The 14,661-nt window shown below is 70.6% G+C and carries 13 protein-coding genes; 4 read left to right on the top strand and 9 right to left on the bottom strand.

The genetic code is table 11. The features are described from left to right. Window positions 1-162: 162 nt before the first annotated feature. Entirely contained in the window at window positions 163-498 is a 336-nt protein-coding gene (locus tag ACFW6P_RS11855) for a hypothetical protein (RefSeq protein WP_386351858.1), read from the bottom strand. Window positions 499-500: 2 nt separating this feature from the next. Next, complete coding sequence (locus ACFW6P_RS11850) at window positions 501-695, bottom strand: hypothetical protein (protein ID WP_386423553.1); 195 nt, start codon at window positions 693-695, stop codon at window positions 501-503. Between the two features lie 170 nt (window positions 696-865). Here ACFW6P_RS11850 and ACFW6P_RS11845 point away from each other — a divergent pair, with 170 nt between their 5' ends. Together ACFW6P_RS11845 and ACFW6P_RS11840 are read left to right on the top strand one after the other, a co-directional pair. Beyond that, entirely contained in the window at window positions 866-1,807 is a 942-nt protein-coding gene (locus ACFW6P_RS11845) for a helix-turn-helix transcriptional regulator (protein ID WP_386351864.1), read from the top strand. A 503-nt stretch (window positions 1,808-2,310) separates the two neighbouring features. Continuing rightward, window positions 2,311-2,451, top strand: coding sequence for a hypothetical protein (locus ACFW6P_RS11840; RefSeq protein ID WP_386423551.1), 141 nt, complete (start codon window positions 2,311-2,313; stop codon window positions 2,449-2,451). Window positions 2,452-2,875: 424 nt separating this feature from the next. Here the strand turns inward: ACFW6P_RS11840 and ACFW6P_RS11835 are convergent, their stop codons facing one another. Next, window positions 2,876-3,916, bottom strand: coding sequence for a LuxR C-terminal-related transcriptional regulator (locus ACFW6P_RS11835; protein WP_386351867.1), 1,041 nt, complete (start codon window positions 3,914-3,916; stop codon window positions 2,876-2,878). 268 nt (window positions 3,917-4,184) lie between these two features. On the opposite strand from ACFW6P_RS11835, the gene ACFW6P_RS11830 reads away from it, so the two are divergent. Continuing rightward, window positions 4,185-5,399 carry a DUF418 domain-containing protein gene (locus ACFW6P_RS11830; protein ID WP_386351870.1) on the top strand — a complete coding sequence of 405 codons (1,215 nt, stop codon included), beginning with the start codon at window positions 4,185-4,187 and terminating at the stop codon, window positions 5,397-5,399. Here ACFW6P_RS11830 and ACFW6P_RS11825 read toward each other — a convergent pair. From ACFW6P_RS11825 to ACFW6P_RS11800, 6 genes are all read right to left on the bottom strand, one after another. Then, window positions 5,392-6,501 (bottom strand): sugar ABC transporter substrate-binding protein, encoded by a 1,110-nt coding sequence (locus tag ACFW6P_RS11825; protein WP_386351873.1) that lies wholly within the window; start codon window positions 6,499-6,501, stop codon window positions 5,392-5,394. The genes ACFW6P_RS11830 and ACFW6P_RS11825 overlap by 8 nt on opposite strands. A gap of 288 nt (window positions 6,502-6,789) precedes the next feature. Then, window positions 6,790-7,242, bottom strand: a complete 453-nt coding sequence (locus tag ACFW6P_RS11820) for a heat shock protein transcriptional repressor HspR (protein WP_386351876.1) — start codon at window positions 7,240-7,242, stop codon at window positions 6,790-6,792. A gap of 5 nt (window positions 7,243-7,247) precedes the next feature. After that, window positions 7,248-8,432 carry a molecular chaperone DnaJ gene (gene dnaJ, locus ACFW6P_RS11815; protein ID WP_386351878.1) on the bottom strand — a complete coding sequence of 395 codons (1,185 nt, stop codon included), beginning with the start codon at window positions 8,430-8,432 and terminating at the stop codon, window positions 7,248-7,250. A 36-nt stretch (window positions 8,433-8,468) separates the two neighbouring features. After that, the gene (grpE, locus tag ACFW6P_RS11810) at window positions 8,469-9,125 is read right to left on the bottom strand and encodes a nucleotide exchange factor GrpE (protein WP_386351881.1); all 657 of its coding nucleotides are present in this window, start codon (window positions 9,123-9,125) and stop codon (window positions 8,469-8,471) included. After that, complete coding sequence (dnaK, locus tag ACFW6P_RS11805) at window positions 9,122-10,978, bottom strand: molecular chaperone DnaK (RefSeq protein ID WP_386351884.1); 1,857 nt, start codon at window positions 10,976-10,978, stop codon at window positions 9,122-9,124. The genes grpE and dnaK overlap by 4 nt, the downstream gene beginning before the upstream one ends. A gap of 94 nt (window positions 10,979-11,072) precedes the next feature. Beyond that, window positions 11,073-12,083: an undecaprenyl/decaprenyl-phosphate alpha-N-acetylglucosaminyl 1-phosphate transferase gene (locus tag ACFW6P_RS11800; protein ID WP_386351887.1), complete on the bottom strand. Its 1,011-nt coding sequence runs from the start codon at window positions 12,081-12,083 to the stop codon at window positions 11,073-11,075. Between the two features lie 253 nt (window positions 12,084-12,336). On the opposite strand from ACFW6P_RS11800, the gene ACFW6P_RS11795 reads away from it, so the two are divergent. Further along, entirely contained in the window at window positions 12,337-14,646 is a 2,310-nt protein-coding gene (locus ACFW6P_RS11795) for a heterodisulfide reductase-related iron-sulfur binding cluster (RefSeq protein ID WP_386351890.1), read from the top strand. The last annotated feature ends 15 nt before the right edge of the window (window positions 14,647-14,661 follow it).

The raw sequence follows: 14,661 nt of genomic DNA, 5'->3' as shown, positions 1-14,661 counted from the left end.
CTGTGTTGGTGTTTTTTTTTTTTTTCACCCTCCTCCCCCCCCCCCCGGCCCCAACGCTTTAATAAACCCTTCACCGCGGGGCGCCGCCCTGCGCGCCCCCCCCCCCCCCCCCCCGCTGCGGGGGGAAGCACCTGCGCGATCTGTTACGACGGGGGAATCGCGTCAGGCACTGCGGGGGGTGGCAGAAATGGTCCTCGGGACAGGGGAGTCGGACTCCACCTGCTGGTGATCCCTCTGGTCCAGGTTGACAAAGATCATTCCGTAGCGCACGGCGCACCGGACCGGCTGCGGCGCCCCCCGAGGCCGCCGCAGACACCGGTACGCCCGCACGTCTCCGTCCTCGTCGCGCGTGACGACGACCGGCTCACCGAAGACGGTCACCATCAGCGAGTCACCGCTGTGGGGGATGGCGGTGACCAGGTCGATGAAGTGCCAGCCGGACCGGTAGGCGGTGGCCATCTCACGACGGAAGGAGCGGTCGTCGGGTGGAGTGGTCACGGTCAGCTCCCCGCCCCGTTGAGGCCGGGGCTGGGCCACTGGGTGTTGTCGGCAACAGCAGCGCTCACGATGACCGCCGGCCACTGCGTGTTCGCCCGGGTCCCGCCCTCCTCGTCGGAGAAACCGCTCAGCACACCGAGAGCCACGACGGCGGAGAAGGCGGCGACAAGCACCGAGCGAAGCATTTTGTTACGCATAGTCGGCTTCGTCCTCACTTGAAGGTCCCCTGTTCCCCCGTCGAGTACGACGATGGCTCATTCAGGCACGTCATGGCCACACAATCGATGCATCATGTTCCTGCATGTTCAGGACCCTGGGGGGTGAAGATTTGACCATGAATCCGACAAGGGTGACACATCCCCATGCGATGACCGAGTGGTGTGAGGAAGGCGGCCGCCTCTACACCTCCGCACTGCGTACCGGACGCATCGCACGGGCGGAAGTGGAGTCGGCGCCGTGCCTGGTGGAGTTCGACCTCCTCCACCCCGACCCGGACGACCCCGACTGGCTGCGTCCCGTGCCGCCGATCATCGCCCTGTCCCGGCAACTCAACCCGCTGGAACACGAGATCGCCGAGCGCCGGCGGATGGCCCTCAACCTCACGGAGTGCTTCCAGCCGTTCATGGCCCTGGGGACCCACACCACCTCCAGCGACTCCATCACCGTGCTGGAGGGCGGCGAGCGCATCAACGCCGCGCTCAACATGGCCACCACCCAGTGCCAGACGGAGCTCCTGACCGTGCAGCCCAGCGACCGCGTCTCCGAACGCAGCCTGCTGCGAAGCCTCGAACGAGACAAACCCCTGATCGACCGGGGCGTCAAGGTCCGGAGCCTGTACCAGCACACCGCCCGGTACAACCCCGAGAAACTGTCCTACGTGGCGCGGCTGTCCGAGGGGAAGGTGGAGTACCGCACCATCGACGAACTCGTCGAACGCCTGATCATCTGCGACGAGACCGTCGCCTTCATCCCCGCGCGCGACGACCAGCAAGTGGCCCTGGAACTGCGGCATCCCGGACTCGTCCGGTATCTGATCAAGGTCTTCGAGTACCTTTGGGACCGCGCCGTTCCGATGAGCGCCGGCGCGCCCTACGAGGCCGCGCCCGACGGTATCACCGAGATTCAGCACTCCATAGCCAAACTCCTGGTGGAGGGCCATGTGGACGAGGCCATCGCCCGCCGGCTCGGCATGAACGTCCGCACCTGCCGAGCTCACATCGCCAAGCTGGCGTCGGCCCTGGGCAGTGGCAGCCGGGCCCAACTCGGCTATCTCATCGCACAGTCGGGGATCCTGAAGCAGGACCACTAAGAGGAGGACGCCCCGGGTGACCTCGGCGAACCACCCCCCGCACGACGCCGAAGAACTGTGCCACGCGGGTACCGAGCTGTACGAACCCCGACGTCCGGGCCGCCCTCGGCTGGAGCGACGCCGGCCGGGACGGGCAGGAGCCGCATCCGAAGCGGGCCCTGCGCGAAGGGCACATCGCAGCCGAATCGGCCGCGACGCGCCCTGCCTGACGGAACTCGGCCTGCTGCACCCGGCCGTCGACGACCTCCACCGGCTCGAACCCGTCGCCCCGGCCGTCGCCCTGCACCGCATGCTGCGGGCCGCCGCGCGCAGGTAGTCGGCCTTGTCGCCGGTGTCGTGGCGCGGGGAGCGCATCGCCCGCGAACGGCGCCGGGAAGAGCGCCTGGCCGAGCGGTTCGCGCCGCTCATGGCTGTCGACGGGCAGCGCACGGCCGTGGCCGGCACCCCGACGCTCACCCTCCTCAGCGGAAGGGCCCGCATCAACAGGGCGATCACCCGAGGCCATGGACGACGCCTCGCGGGAACTGCTCACCATCCCGCCCCGCTCCGGACCCGCCCGGGAACGGGCCGAGGCGGCGCACGCCCCCGCCACCCGTCGGGAACAGGCGCTGCTGGACCGCGGAGGCCGCATCCGCACCCTCTAGCAGCACACCCCATGCCCCGAGCACCGTCGCGCACCATGAACGGCTGAGGGGCGACATCGAGGCACGTGGCCTCGACGAGCTCACCGGCCGGCTCATCATCGTCGACCGGGACGTCGCCTTCATCCCCGCCGACCCCGACGGCGGTCTCGCCCCGGAGATCCGCCAGCCGGCCGTCGTCGGCTACCTGGCCACCGTCCTCGACCGTCTCTGCCGCCTCGCCACCCCGGTGTTCCCCAAGGCCGCCCCCCGACCCTCCCCGGACGGCATCACCCCCCGCCGGCACGCCGCCGCCGCGCTCCTCGTCGAAGGGCACACCGACGCCGTCATCGCCGACCGGCTCGGTAGGAACGTCCGGACGGGTCGGGTGCACATCGCCGAGCCCGCGGCGACGCCGGGGAGCCGGAGCAGGGCTCAGCCGGCTGTCTCATCGGGCAGTGCGGGATCCTTGATCAAGGCTGAGGGACGGGGACATCGCCGCCCGCGGGGGCCCGTCCAGTCCCGCCTGGGCGATGCGCACGCCCAGCTGCGTACGGCTCGCCGCCCCCAGCGTCTCCGACAGCCGCGCGATGTGCGCCCGGCACGTCCGCACGCTGATCCCCAGCCGCTCGGCGATGACCGCGTCCTGGTGCCCCTCCGCCAGCAGCGCGGCGATGGACCGCTCCCGGTGGGAGATGCCCTCGATGCCGGTGTCGGGCAGCGGCGCGGTCAGCGGGATGGCCAGGCGCCACAACCGCTCGAAGACCGTGACCAGGTAGGAGACGAGCGCGGGGTGCCGCAGCTCCAGGGCCATCGTGCGGTCGGTGTTGGCCGGGATGAAGGCCACCGTGCGGTCGAACAGGATCAGCCGGTCGATCACCTCGTCCAGGGTGCGGGCCTCCACCGCGTCGCCCATCAGCTCCAGGTAGGTGAGCAACCCCTGCCCGTGCCGGGCGACATGGGTGTACAGGTCCCGCATCCGCACCCCGCGGCCCCGCAGCGCCAGCGCCCGGTGCAGGCCCTCGGACAACTCCGCCTCGCGCCGGATGCCGCCGGGCTGGACGGTGAGCACCTCGGTCGTGCACGCCTGGGTCGCCTCGTCCATCGCGGCCTGGATCCGCGCGAGTCCGTCCAGCACCCGGATCGCCGGGCCCTCCGCGGCCGAGCCGGCCGGCTGCACCTGGCTGCCGAGACCGGCGTACCACTCGACGGCCGCGACGGCCGAGCCCACCCGCCGCTGACTCGCGCTCACCTCGTCGTACATCCCGCGCAGCAGCCGGGTCATGACCTCCTGCGGAGAGGTCGGCACCAGCCAGTCCATGTCGTCGGGATCGGGGTGCAGCAGGGCCAGTTCGAGCAGGCAGGGCACCGGGTCCGCGTCCCGGCGCGCCACACGGCCCCGCCGTACGGCCCGGGAATACACGCGATCCCCGGCCTCGCACAGTCGGTCGGCACCGTGTGGATGCTCCTCCGCCCCGTGCCCGGCCATCGCCCGTCCCACCCCCCGTTCCGCCGTCTTCCGCAGCGCAACTATGCGCGGCCCAGTCTCGCTCCGCAACACGGCTCCTGCACGGCGGCGTTGCTTTCGACCCCATGAACAACACCCCCTGTGCGCATGCCCCCTCGTGGCCTGTTGTCACCCACGGCGGGGTGGTGAGCGCGCACGCCCCTGTGCGACCGTGTCGATCAAGGGCTCGCCGGGTCCGCCCGGTGCGGCGGTCGCCGGGGGCCGCGGGTGCACGGCGGCGGGAGGCCCCATGAGCGGTGAGACACCGGCGGCCCCCGGGCGTCTGGCCGCCGTCGACGCGCTGCGCGGTTTCGCCCTGCTGGGCATCCTGGTGGTCAACAGCGCGCAGATCATGAGCCCTCACGAGGCGGAAGGCGTCCGGGACCCCGGCGCGGCCCCCGTGGACCATGTCGCCGCCTGGCTGGTGACGGCGGCGGCGTCCGGCAAGTTCTACCTGCTGTTCTCCTTCCTGTTCGGCTACAGCCACACCCTGCAGACGGACTCGGCCGAGCGGGACGGCGCGAACGTCACCGCGCGTCTGCTGCGCCGCTCCCTGGGGCTCGTGCTGCTCGGCTCGGCGCACGCCGTCCTGCTGTACACCGGCGACATCCTCCTGGCCTACGGCGTGCTGGGCCTGGTCCTGTGGCGGGCACGGCGGGCGAGGCCGGCCACCGCGGTGAAGGCCGCCGTCTGGATCTACGGGGTGTTCGGCGCGGTCCTCACCGGGCTGGGAGCGCTGGCCACGGCGGTGGACGAGGAGGACGGCGTCCCGGACGGGGCGATCGCGCGGTCCGTGGCCGCCTACCGCGGCAGCGCAGGAACGGTCCTGCGCGAGAACCTGGACCGGCTGCCGCTCGCGCTCCTCGGCGTCCTGCTCATGGCTCCGGGCGTGCTGGCGGCCTTCCTCCTCGGCCTGGCCGCCGGCCGGCGGCGCCTGCTCGCCCCCGGCGGCGCGGACGGCGCCGCCCTGCGCACGGTCGCGGCCGCCGGACTGGCGGTCGGGGTCCCCGGAGCCGTGTTCTTCGCCTCCGCCGCCCAGGGGCCGCTGGAGGGCCGCTGGTACCTCCTGGGCATCGGCGTGGGCACCCTGACCGCGCCCGCCCTGTCGGCCGCGTACGCCTGCCTGCTGCTGCTCCTGCTGCGCTCGGTGTGGGGGGAGCGCGTCCGGCGGCTGCTCGTCCCGGCGGGCCGCCTGGCGCTCACGAACTACCTGGGCCAGTCCCTGGTCATGACGTTCCTGGCCACGGCGTACGGCCTGTCCCTGTACGGGCGGCTGGGAGCGGCGGCGGTGCTGGCGCTGGCGTTCGCCGTCTACGGGCTGCAGCTCGCTGCCGGCACCGCGTGGACGCGGCGCTTCCGGCACGGGCCCGCCGAATGGCTGCTCCGCGTGATCACCCTGGCCGGACGCCCGGGCGGTACCGGCAGGGCCGGAGCGGCCGGACGCGAACCGGTCGCGCCTACTTGAGGCCGGCCTCCTGGCACGCCGTCTTGTACTTGCCCGCGCAGATGTCCGACACCGTGTAGATGTCGTCCGCGATGACCGTGTCCTTGATGTTCTCCTTGGTGAGCGCGACCACGGGCACGAGCTGGGCCGGGATGCCCTTGTGCGTCGGGCTGTCGACCTTCTCGCGGGTGAGGGCGGCGAACTGGATGTCCAGGCCCTGGACCTTCGCGATGGCCATCTCCGCGGCGTTCTCCGCCTCCTGCGGGTACGACTTGTAGACGCTCATGTACTGCTCGCCCGTGAGGATCCGCTGCACGGCGTCCAGCTCGGCGTCCTGGCCGGTGATCGGCGGCAGGTCGGTCACGCCCGCGGCCTGCAGGGCCCTGACGACGCCGCCCGCGATGCCGTCGTTGGCGGAGTAGACCGCGTCGATGTTGTCCTTGCCGATCCGCGCGATCGCCCGGGCCATGTTGGCCTCGGCGTTCTCCGGCTTCCAGTCCTTGGTGTCGAAGGACTCGGCGATCGTCACCTTGCCGTTCAGCTCGGACATCGCCCCGGCCTTGAACTGCTTGGCGTTCGGGTCCGTCGGCGAGCCGTTCATCATGACGATCTTGTTCGTCAGGCTCGGCTCCTCACTGATCGCCTCCAGCAGGGTGCGCCCCTGGACCTCGCCGACGAGTTCGTTGTCGAAGGAGATGTACGCCTCGATCGGACCCTCGGCCAGCCGGTCGTAGGCGATGACCGGGATGCCGGCCTCCTTGGCCTTCGTCACGCCGCCCGCGATCGCCCGCGAGTCGACCGCGTCCAGCAGGATCACGTCGACCCGGTCGTCGATCATCCGCTGCAGCTGGCTCGCCTGCTTGTCGGCGTCCGCCTCGGCGTTGGCGTACTCGACGCGGCCCTTGTCGTTGGTGAGGGACTCGACCTTCTGCTTGATGATCGGGTAGTCGAAGTTCTCGTAGCGCGTGTTCGCCTTCTCGGGCAGCAGCAGACCCACGGTGATGTCGTCGCCCTTGGTCGGGCTCGCGTCGTCACTGCTCCCGGTCGCGTTGAGCACGCCGCAGCCGGCGAGCGTGACGGACATCGTGGCAGCGGCCACGGATATGGAGAGACGACGACGCATGAGGGAGCTCACTTCGCGTGTGATTCGGACGTGGGCGCAGCTTTGGTGACCATGTGACTGAAAAGCCAACGCGGAGGGCACCACCGGCGTCAAGCCGAACCACTTAACGAGATGGCAACAGGACACTCCGCAGTGGTTGTGAAGGCTCTGCGGAACCGCCTTCAACTTTCGCACACCGCCCGGTCATCACCGGGACATCCGGCCACATCCCCCCCAGGGCGTACGAAAAGGGCCGGGAGCATCTCCCGGCCCTTCTGAGGCCCTTCACACGAGCCCGGACGCCGCTCGTCAGTCCGGCGCCTGCTGGCGCTTCGGCCGCCACACCACCAGCGCGCTGGTCTGCTGCACCTCCTGGTACGGCACCAGGTCCCGGCGGTACGACGCGTGCACCGCCGCCTCGCGCTGCCGCATGGCCGCCGCGGCACCGTCGAGCGCGTCCTCCAGCTCGGCGACCCGGGACTGCAGGGCCGCGACCTGGTTCTCCAGTTCGATGATGCGCTTGATTCCGGCCAGGTTGATGCCCTCGTCCTGCGACAACTGCTGCACCTGGCGGAGCAGTTCGATGTCGCGGGCCGAGTAGCGCCGGCCCCGGCCCGCGGTGCGGTCGGGCGACACCAGGCCCAGGCGGTCGTACTGGCGCAGGGTCTGCGGGTGCAGGCCGGAGAGCTGGGCAGCCACCGAGATGACGTAGACCGGGGTCTCCTCGGTCAGTTCATACGGGTTGCGTCGACGACCGTCCATCTGACTCATGCTCCCTTCGCGGCCTGGAACAGATCCGCCCGCGGATCCTCACCCGCGGTCGCCTCGCGATACGCCTCGAGCGCGTCACGAGCCTTCCCCGAAAGGTCCTTCGGAACACTCACCTCGACGGTGACCAGAAGGTCGCCGCGGGTGCCGTCCTTGCGGACCGCGCCCTTGCCGCGGGCGCGCATCGTACGGCCGTTCGGCGTGCCGGGGGGCAGCTTCAGCGTGACGGGCGGGCCGCCCAGCGTCGGCACCCGGACCTCACCGCCGAGGGCCGCCTCGGTGAACGTCACCGGGACGGTCACGGTGAGGTTGTCGTCCTTGCGGCCGAACACCGGGTGGGAGTCGACGTGCACGACCACGTACAGGTCGCCCGCCGGGCCGCCGCGCTCGCCCGGCGCCCCCTTGCCGCGCAGCCGGATCCGCTGGCCGTCGCTGACCCCCGCGGGGATGCGCACCTGCATCGTCCGCGAGGACTTGGCCCGGCCGCTGCCCTTGCAGACCTCGCAGGCGTTCTCCGCGATCAGGCCGCGGCCCTTGCAGTCCGGGCAGGGGTCGGTGAGGGAGAAGCCGCCGCCGCTGCCCCTTGCGACCTGCCCGGTGCCGACGCAGGTCGGGCACACGCGCGGGGTGCCGTTCTTGTCGCCGGTGCCCGAACAGGCCTTGCAGGGCGACTGGGACGACATCCGCAGCGGGACCGTCGCGCCCTCGATCGCCTCGGTGAAGCTGAGCGTGACCTCGGACTCGATGTCCTGGCCGCGCCGGGGCTGCGGGCGCGTCCCCGCGCCCGCGCCGCCGCGGTTGAACAGGCCCCCGAAGACGTCACCGAGTCCGCCGCCGAAGCCGCCGGCTCCCTGCCCGCCCTGGGTGCCGCCCCCGAAGAGGTCGCCCAGGTCGAAGTTGAAGGAGCCGCCGCCCGCGCCGCCGGGCCCCGGGCGGAAGCCGCCGCCCGCGAACAGGGCGCGGGCCTCGTCGTACTCCTTGCGCTTCTTGGGGTCACCGAGGATGTCGTTGGCCTCGGAGATCTCCTTGAAGCGCTCCTCCGCCTTGACGTTTCCCTTGTTGGCGTCCGGGTGGAACTCGCGGGCGAGCTTCCGGTACGCCTTCTTGATCTCGGCCTCGGTGGCGTCCTTGGGGACGCCGAGGACCTTGTAGTAGTCCTTCTCGATGAAGTCCTTGGTGCTCATCCCCGACGTCCCTCCTTCCGTTCCTGCGTCGTCACGTCAGCCCTCGTCCGGGCCACCGCTCTCCTTGTCGTCGGAGTCGGCCGACTCCTCCGACTTCACCGTCTGCGCCCCCGGCTGGGGTTCGGCCACCGCCACCCGCGCGGGGCGGATGGTGCGCTCGCCGATCCGGTAACCGGGCTGCAGGATCGCGACGCAGGTCGTCTCGGTGACGTCCGGCGCGTAGCTGTGCATGAGGGCTTCGTGGATCGTCGGGTCGAAGGGCTCGCCCTCCTTGCCGAACTGCTGCAGGCCCATCTTCGCCGCGGTGCTCTCCAGCGACTCGGCGACGGACTTGAAGCCGCCGACCAGTTCGCCGTGTTCGCGCGCGCGGCCGATGTCGTCGAGCACGGGCAGGAGCTCGGTCAGGAGGTTCGCGATGGCGATCTCCTTGACCGCGATCCGGTCGCGCTCGACCCGGCGGCGGTAGTTCTGGTACTCGGCCTGGAGGCGCTGGAGGTCCGCGGTGCGCTCACCGAGCGCGGTGCGCACCTGGTCCAGCTGGGCCACCAGACCGGCGTCCTGGCCCGTGTCCCCGGCCGGGGCCGCGCCCTCCTCGGAAGGAGAGGCGGCGGCCTTCGGCTCGGCGTCGTCGGAGGTGGCGCCGGAAGGGACGTCGGGCTGCTGCTCGTCGAAGCCCGGGGTCTCCTCCGTCACGCGGCACCGTCCTTCCGGTCCTCGTCGACGATCTCGGCGTCGACGACGTCGTCGTCCGCGGCCTTGGCACCGCCGGCGCCGGCAGCCGCGTCACCGGGGCCGCCGGCGGCCTGCGCGCCCTGGGCGTCGGCGTACATCGCCTGGCCGAGCTTCTGCGAGACGGCCGCGACCTTCTCCGTGGCGGTGCGGATCTCGGCCGTGTCCTCGCCCTTGAGCTTCTCCTTCAGCTCGGCGAGGGCCTCCTCGACGTCGGACTTGACGTCGCCGGGGACCTTGTCCTCGTTGTCCTTGAGGAACTTCTCGGTCTGGTAGACGAGCTGCTCGCCCTGGTTGCGGGACTCGGCGGCCTCGCGGCGCTTGTGGTCCTCCTCCGCGTAGCGCTCGGCCTCCTCCCGCATGCGGTCGACCTCGTCCTTCGGCAGCGAGGAGCCGCCGGTGACGGTCATCTTCTGCTCCTTGCCCGTGCCCAGGTCCTTCGCGGTCACGTGCATGATGCCGTTGGCGTCGATGTCGAAGGAGACCTCGATCTGCGGGACGCCGCGGGGCGCCGGGGGCAGACCGGTCAGCTCGAACATCCCGAGCTTCTTGTTGTACGCCGCGATCTCGCGCTCACCCTGGTAGACCTGGATCTGCACGGAGGGCTGGTTGTCCTCGGCGGTGGTGAAGATCTCGGACCGCTTGGTCGGGATCGTCGTGTTCCGCTCGATGAGCTTGGTCATGATGCCGCCCTTGGTCTCGATGCCGAGGGACAGCGGGGTGACGTCGAGGAGCAGGACGTCCTTGACCTCGCCCTTGAGGACACCGGCCTGGAGGGCGGCGCCGATGGCGACGACCTCGTCCGGGTTGACGCCCTTATTGGCGTCCTTGCCGCCGGTCAGCTCCTTGACGAGCTCGGCGACGGCGGGCATACGGGTCGAGCCGCCGACCAGGACGACGTGGTCGATCTCGCTGATGGAGATGCCGGCGTCCTTGATGACGTTGTGGAACGGCGTCTTGCAGCGCTCCAGCAGGTCCGCGGTCAGCTGCTGGAACTGGGCGCGGGTGAGCTTCTCGTCGAGGTGCAGGGGGCCCTCGGCGGAGGCGGTGATGTAGGGCAGGTTGATCGAGGTCTCGGTGGACGAGGACAGCTCGATCTTCGCCTTCTCGGCGGCCTCGCGCAGACGCTGCAGGGCCATCTTGTCCTTGCCCAGGTCCACGCCGTGGCCGGACTGGAACTGCTGGACCAGGTAGTCGACGACGCGCTGGTCCCAGTCGTCGCCACCGAGGTGGTTGTCGCCGTTGGTGGCCTTCACCTCGACGACGCCGTCGCCGATCTCCAGCAGCGAGACGTCGAACGTGCCGCCGCCGAGGTCGAAGACCAGGATGGTCTGGTCGTCCTTGTCGAGGCCGTACGCCAGCGCGGCCGCGGTGGGCTCGTTGACGATGCGCAGGACGTTCAGACCGGCGATCTCGCCGGCCTCCTTGGTGGCCTGGCGCTCGGAGTCGTTGAAGTACGCCGGGACGGTGATGACCGCGTCGGTCACCTTCTCGCCCAGGTAGGCCTCGGCGTCCCGCTTGAGCTTCTGGAGCACGAAGGCGCTGATCTGCTGCGGGTTGAAGGGCTTCCCGTCGAGCTCGATCTTCCAGTCGGTGCCCATGTGGCGCTTGACGGACCGGATGGTCCGGTCCACGTTGGTGACCGCCTGGCGCTTGGCCACCTCGCCGACCAGCACCTCGCCGTTCTTCGCGAAGGCGACGACGGACGGCGTGGTCCTGGCGCCCTCGGCGTTGGTGATGACGGTGGGCTCGCCGCCCTCCAGAACGCTGACGACGGAGTTAGTCGTGCCCAGGTCGATGCCGACCGCACGTGCCATGGTTGATTCCTCCAGCTGACTTGAGTGGAACGGACTCAAGTGTGCACGACCGCCCCCGCGTGGTCAACAGAGCTGAGTCGGGCAGGCTCAACTCTTATCCGCTCCTTACACGCAACGAGGCGCTGACCTGCTGCGACGCACTGCGTCGCGGCCCGTACACAGGAACACGGAAGAGGACGACCACTCCGGCCAGGGCCACCCCTGCCACCCACCACAGGGCGCCGCCCCCGATCCGGCCGGCGTGGGCGAGTACCCCGACGAGGGCGCCGGACGACGCGCCGATCCCCAGCAGCAGCGTCGCCCCGGGGGCGGTCAGACCGAGCCGCCGCAGCCGGTGCGCGAGGTGCTCGGGTCCGCCGCGGACGACCGGCCGACCGCCCAGCCGCCGCGCGAGCGGCACGAGGACGGCATCGGCACCCGCCAGGGCCGTCAGCGCGAAGAGCACCCCCGCGCTCTCCCCGATCCCGGACCCGGCGCGGACCTGCACGAGGCCGAGGGCGATCACGAACCCCGCGGACATGGACCCGCAGCTGCCCAGCCCCGCGCGCGCCGGATGCCAGTTGTGCAGCAGGAAGCCGGTCAGTGCCGCGGCCAGCACGCTCAGCAGCGCGGCGATCCCGTCCAGCACGTCGGCCGCCGCGCAGGCCGCCGCCCCGAAGGCGGCGACCACCGCGGCCGTCCCCGCGAGCCCGTCGCAGTGGTCGAGCCCCCGGAAGGCCAGCGTCACCCCCACGGCCCACCCGACGGCGAGCAGCCCGGTCCCCACCCCCGTCTCCCCGTACGGCACGGCACACGCGGCGGCCACGGCCGTACCGGCGGCCAGCACCCTGCGGCGCAGCCGCCACACGTCGTCGGCGAGCCCGAGCAGGGCGACGGCACCGCCGGCGACGAGCAGCCCGCCGGCCCCGCTCCCGGCCGAACCCCACTGCGCGAAACCGGCGACCGCCCCGGTGACGGCCACCACGGCCACCCCCCCGGACAGCGGCACCTCCCGCTGCCGCCGGCGTTCGACCAGCCGCAGCCGCAGCGCGGGCCGGCGGAGGGCGGCCGTGAGCAGGGCGGTGAGAAGGAGGGCGGTGGCGGCGGCGATGATCGCGGAGAGCACGGATATAAAGTAGGCGCCTCTATGACAATTAAGTATGAATAACACGACCGGATCGCGCGGGTCGCCCACCGGAATCCGGACCACCCCTGAGGCAAGCCTCAGCGATCCAGATCACCCCCCACCCGGCTACAGTGCGGCGGAAGATAGGGGTAGTCTCAGACGGACTGCATAAGTTACCGCTTAGTAATTTCGGGGTACCTGCGAGAACGCCAGGTCTTCCCGACGAAACCCCTCGCAGGCCCGAGGAGCCCCCATGCAACTCGCCGCGATCATCGTGTCGCTGGTACTGACCGTGGTCGGCGTCGCGCTGCTCGCACGCGCGATCGGCCAGTTCGTCCGGTACTTCAAGCTGGGCCAGCCGGTCCCGGCCGGAGCGCGGACCGACAACCCCTACCAGCGCAGCGTGACCCTGGTGAGGGAGTTCCTCGGCCACACGCGCATGAACCGGTGGGGCATCGTCGGCATCGCCCACTGGTTCGTCGCGATCGGCTTCCTGACGCTGCCGCCGACCCTCGCCCAGGCTTTCGGCCAGCTGTTCCAGGCCGACTGGGTGTTGCCGGTCATCGGCACCTTCCTGCCGTTCGAGATGTACATCGAGTTCATCGGCGTGATGACGGTCCTGGGCATCGCGGTGCTCATCGCCGTCCGCCTGCTGAACCTGCCGGGCCGGCCGGGCCGCAAGTCCCGCTTCGCCGGCTCGAAGATGGGCCAGGCGTACTTCGTCGAGTACGTCATCCTCACCATCGGCCTGGCGATCTACGTGCTGCGGGGCCTGGAGGGCGCGCTGCACGACGTGGACCACTACGAGGCCGCGTACTTCGCCTCGTACCCGCTGGTGCTCGCCTTCAAGGGGCTGAGCGTCACCGCGCTGCAGAACCTGGTCTACCTGGCCGCGATGATCAAGATCGGCACCTCGTTCGTCTGGATGATCGTGGTGTCGCTCAACACCAACATGGGCGTGGCCTGGCACCGCTTCCTGGCGTTCCCGAACATCTGGTTCAAGCGCGATGCCGACGGCGGGACCGCGCTGGGCGCCCTGCGGCCCATGACGTCCGGCGGCAAGCCGATCGACTTCGCCGACCCGGGCGACGACGACGTCTTCGGCGTCTCGCAGGTCGAGCAGTTCTCCTGGAAGGGCCTGCTGGACTTCTCCACGTGCACCGAGTGCGGCCGCTGCCAGTCGCAGTGCCCCGCCTGGAACACGGGCAAGCCGCTCTCCCCCAAGCTGCTGATCATGTCCCTGCGGGACCACGCGCACGCCAAGGCGCCGTACCTGCTGGCCGGCGGCGGCAAGACGATGGAGGGCGAGGAGAAGGCGTCCGAGGAGCAGCTGGCCGGCGTCCCCGCCGCGGCCCTCGCGGAGGCCGAGCGCCCGCTGATCGGCACCGCCGAGGAGAACGGCGTCATCGACCCGGACGTCCTGTGGTCCTGCACCACCTGCGGTGCCTGCGTCGAGCAGTGCCCGGTGGACATCGAGCACGTCGACCACATCGTCGACATGCGCCGCTACCAGGTGATGATCGAGTCGGCGTTCCCGTCCGAGGCGGGCACGATGCTCAAGAACCTGGAGAAGAAGGGCAACCCCTGGGGCCTGGCGAAGAAGCAGCGCCTGGAGTGGCTCAAGGAGGTCGACTTCGAGGTCCCGGTCGTCGGCAAGGACATCGAGGACCTGTCCGAGGTCGAGTACCTGTACTGGGTCGGCTGCGCCGGCGCCCTGGAGGACCGCGCCAAGAAGACCACGAAGGCCTTCGCGGAGCTGCTGCACATCGCGGGCGTCAAGTTCGCGATCATGGGCGGCGACGAGAAGTGCACCGGTGACTCCGCCCGCCGCCTGGGCAACGAGCCCCTGTTCCAGGAGCTCGGCATGGAGAACGTCATGGCGCTGAACACGGCGTTCGGAGAGGAGACGGACGACGAGGGCAAGGTCGTCCCCGAGTCGGCCAAGCCCAGGTCGGCGAAGAAGATCGTCGCCACCTGCCCGCACTGCCTGAACACGCTCGGCAACGAGTACCCGCAGCTCGGCGGCGACTACGAGGTCATCCACCACACGCAGCTGCTGCAGCACCTCGTCGACGAGGGCAAGCTGATCCCGGTCACGCCGGTCGAGGGCATCATCACGTACCACGACCCGTGCTACCTGGGCCGCCACAACAAGATCTACACGCCGCCGCGCGAGATCATCGCCGCCGTCCCCGGCGTCCGCAACGAGGAGATGCACCGCCACAAGGAGCGGGGTTTCTGCTGCGGCGCGGGTGGCGCGCGGATGTGGATGGAAGAGCGCATCGGCAAGCGCATCAACAACGAGCGCGTGGACGAGGCCCTGTCGGTCAACCCCGACATCGTCTCCACGGCATGTCCGTTCTGCCTGGTCATGCTGACCGACTCGGTCAACGGCAAGAAGAACGACGGCAAGGCCAAGGAGTCGATCCAGGTGGTCGACGTCGCCCAGCTGCTGCTGGACTCGGTCAAGACGCCGGTCCGGGCGGAGGACGAGGACGACGACGAGCCCCCGGCGGGCTCGACGGACTCGGAGAACGCGCCGGAGCCGGAGCCGGTGAAGTAGGCGGTTCCCGCGGCC

It is taken from the genome of Streptomyces sp. NPDC058741 (assembly GCF_042746715.1).
GTDB lineage: Bacteria > Actinomycetota > Actinomycetes > Streptomycetales > Streptomycetaceae > Streptomyces.
Note: the sequence above shows the minus strand (reverse complement) of the source record. Positions and strands in the feature narration are given on the sequence as shown.